Below are 3,209 nucleotides of genomic sequence, written 5' to 3'. Positions count from 1 at the left end.
ACGGTCGTTGCCTCAGAACTAACACAGTGGACGCGAGCAACTGAGGACAAGCCCTCGGCCTATTAGTACCGGTCACCTCCACACCTTACGGTGCTTCCAGATCCGGCCTATCAACCCAGTCGTCTACTGGGAGCCTTAACCCCTCAAGGGGGTGGGAGTCCTCATCTCGAAGCAGGCTTCCCGCTTAGATGCTTTCAGCGGTTATCCCTCCCGAACGTAGCCAACCAGCCATGCCCTTGGCAGGACAACTGGCACACCAGAGGTTCGTCCGTCCCGGTCCTCTCGTACTAGGGACAGCCCTTCTCAAGACTCCTACGCGCACAGCGGATAGGGACCGAACTGTCTCACGACGTTCTAAACCCAGCTCGCGTACCGCTTTAATGGGCGAACAGCCCAACCCTTGGGACCGACTCCAGCCCCAGGATGCGACGAGCCGACATCGAGGTGCCAAACCATCCCGTCGATATGGACTCTTGGGGAAGATCAGCCTGTTATCCCCGGGGTACCTTTTATCCGTTGAGCGACGGCGCTTCCACAAGCCACCGCCGGATCACTAGTCCCGACTTTCGTCCCTGCTCGACCCGTCGGTCTCACAGTCAAGCTCCCTTGTGCACTTACACTCAACACCTGATTGCCAACCAGGCTGAGGGAACCTTTGGGCGCCTCCGTTACTCTTTAGGAGGCAACCGCCCCAGTTAAACTACCCATCAGACACTGTCCCTGATCCGGATCACGGACCCAGGTTAGACATCCAGCACGACCAGACTGGTATTTCAACGACGACTCCCCCTGAACTGGCGTCCAAGGTTCACAGTCTCCCAGCTATCCTACACAAGCCGAACCGAACACCAATATCAAACTGTAGTAAAGGTCCCGGGGTCTTTCCGTCCTGCTGCGCGAAACGAGCATCTTTACTCGTAGTGCAATTTCACCGGGCCTATGGTTGAGACAGTCGAGAAGTCGTTACGCCATTCGTGCAGGTCGGAACTTACCCGACAAGGAATTTCGCTACCTTAGGATGGTTATAGTTACCACCGCCGTTTACTGGCGCTTAAGTTCTCAGCTTCGCCACCCCGAAGAGTGACTAACCGGTCCCCTTAACGTTCCAGCACCGGGCAGGCGTCAGTCCGTATACATCGCCTTACGGCTTCGCACGGACCTGTGTTTTTAGTAAACAGTCGCTTCTCGCTGGTCTCTGCGGCCACCCCCAGCTCAAGGAGCAAGTCCTCTCACCGGATGTGGCCCCCCTTCTCCCGAAGTTACGGGGGCATTTTGCCGAGTTCCTTAACCATAGTTCACCCGAACGCCTCGGTATTCTCTACCTGACCACCTGAGTCGGTTTAGGGTACGGGCCGCCATGAAACTCGCTAGAGGCTTTTCTCGACAGCATAGGATCATCCACTTCACCACAATCGGCTCGGCATCAGGTCTCAGCCACATGTGCGACGGATTTGCCTATCGCACGGCCTACACCCTTACCCCGGGACAACCACCGCCCGGGATGGACTACCTTCCTGCGTCACCCCATCACTCACCTACTACAAGTCTGGTTCGTCGGCTCCACCACTCCCCTTTGCCCGAAGGCTCCGGGGCGGCTTCACGGACTAAGCATCGCTCGGTTCGATGTTTGACGCTTCACAGCGGGTACCGGAATATCAACCGGTTATCCATCGACTACGCCTGTCGGCCTCGCCTTAGGTCCCGACTTACCCTGGGCAGATCAGCTTGACCCAGGAACCCTTAGTCAATCGGCGCACACGTTTCTCACGTGTGTATCGCTACTCATGCCTGCATTCTCACTCGTGAACCGTCCACCACTGCCTTCCGGCGCGGCTTCACCCGGCACACGACGCTCCCCTACCCATCACAGCCGCCGTTGGGCGTATTGCTGCAATGACACGACTTCGGCGGTACGCTTGAGCCCCGCTACATTGTCGGCGCGGAATCACTAGACCAGTGAGCTATTACGCACTCTTTCAAGGGTGGCTGCTTCTAAGCCAACCTCCTGGTTGTCTGTGCGACTCCACATCCTTTCCCACTTAGCGTACGCTTAGGGGCCTTAGTCGATGCTCTGGGCTGTTTCCCTCTCGACCATGGAGCTTATCCCCCACAGTCTCACTGCCGCGCTCTCACTTACCGGCATTCGGAGTTTGGCTAAGGTCAGTAACCCGGTAGGGCCCATCGCCTATCCAGTGCTCTACCTCCGGCAAGAAACACACGACGCTGCACCTAAATGCATTTCGGGGAGAACCAGCTATCACGGAGTTTGATTGGCCTTTCACCCCTAACCACAGGTCATCCCCCAGGTTTTCAACCCTGGTGGGTTCGGTCCTCCACGAAGTCTTACCTCCGCTTCAACCTGCCCATGGCTAGATCACTCCGCTTCGGGTCTTGAGCGCGCTACTAAACCGCCCTATTCGGACTCGCTTTCGCTACGGCTTCCCCACACGGGTTAACCTCGCAACACACCGCAAACTCGCAGGCTCATTCTTCAAAAGGCACGCAGTCACGAGACACCAAGCAAGCTTGATGTCCGACGCTCCCACGGCTTGTAGGCACACGGTTTCAGGTACTATTTCACTCCGCTCCCGCGGTACTTTTCACCATTCCCTCACGGTACTATCCGCTATCGGTCACCAGGGAATATTTAGGCTTAGCGGGTGGTCCCGCCAGATTCACACGGGATTTCTCGGGCCCCGTGCTACTTGGGTGTCTCTCAAACGAGCCGCTGATGTTTCGACTACGGGGGTCTTACCCTCTACGCCGGACCTTTCGCATGTCCTTCGCCTACATCAACGGTTTCTGACTCGCCTCACAGCCGGCAGACTGTGAAAGAGAGATCCCACAACCCCGCATACGCAACCCCTGCCGGGTCTCACACGTATACGGTTTGGCCTCATCCGGTTTCGCTCGCCACTACTCCCGGAATCACGGTTGTTTTCTCTTCCTGCGGGTACTGAGATGTTTCACTTCCCCGCGTTCCCTCCACATACCCTATGTGTTCAGGTATGGGTGACAGCCCATGACGACTGCCGGGTTTCCCCATTCGGAAACCCCCGGATCAAAGCCTGGTTGACGACTCCCCGGGGACTATCGTGGCCTCCCACGTCCTTCATCGGTTCCTGGTGCCAAGGCATCCACCGTGCGCCCTTAAAAACTTGGCCACAGATGCTCGCGTCCACTGTGCAGTTCTCAAACAACGACCAGCC

The 3,209-nt window shown here is 57.2% G+C and carries 1 rRNA gene; it reads right to left on the bottom strand.

From position 1 onward, the window contains the following. Positions 1 to 42 precede the first annotated feature (42 nt). Positions 43 to 3,164: ribosomal RNA gene (locus tag ACFYW5_RS37575) — 23S ribosomal RNA — on the bottom strand. Positions 3,165 to 3,209: the final 45 nt, after the last annotated feature.

Source organism: Streptomyces sp. NPDC002779 (assembly GCF_042888685.1).
Taxonomy (GTDB): domain Bacteria; phylum Actinomycetota; class Actinomycetes; order Streptomycetales; family Streptomycetaceae; genus Streptomyces.
The sequence above is the reverse complement of the archived record's forward strand: the minus strand, read 5'-3'. Positions and strand labels throughout refer to the sequence as shown.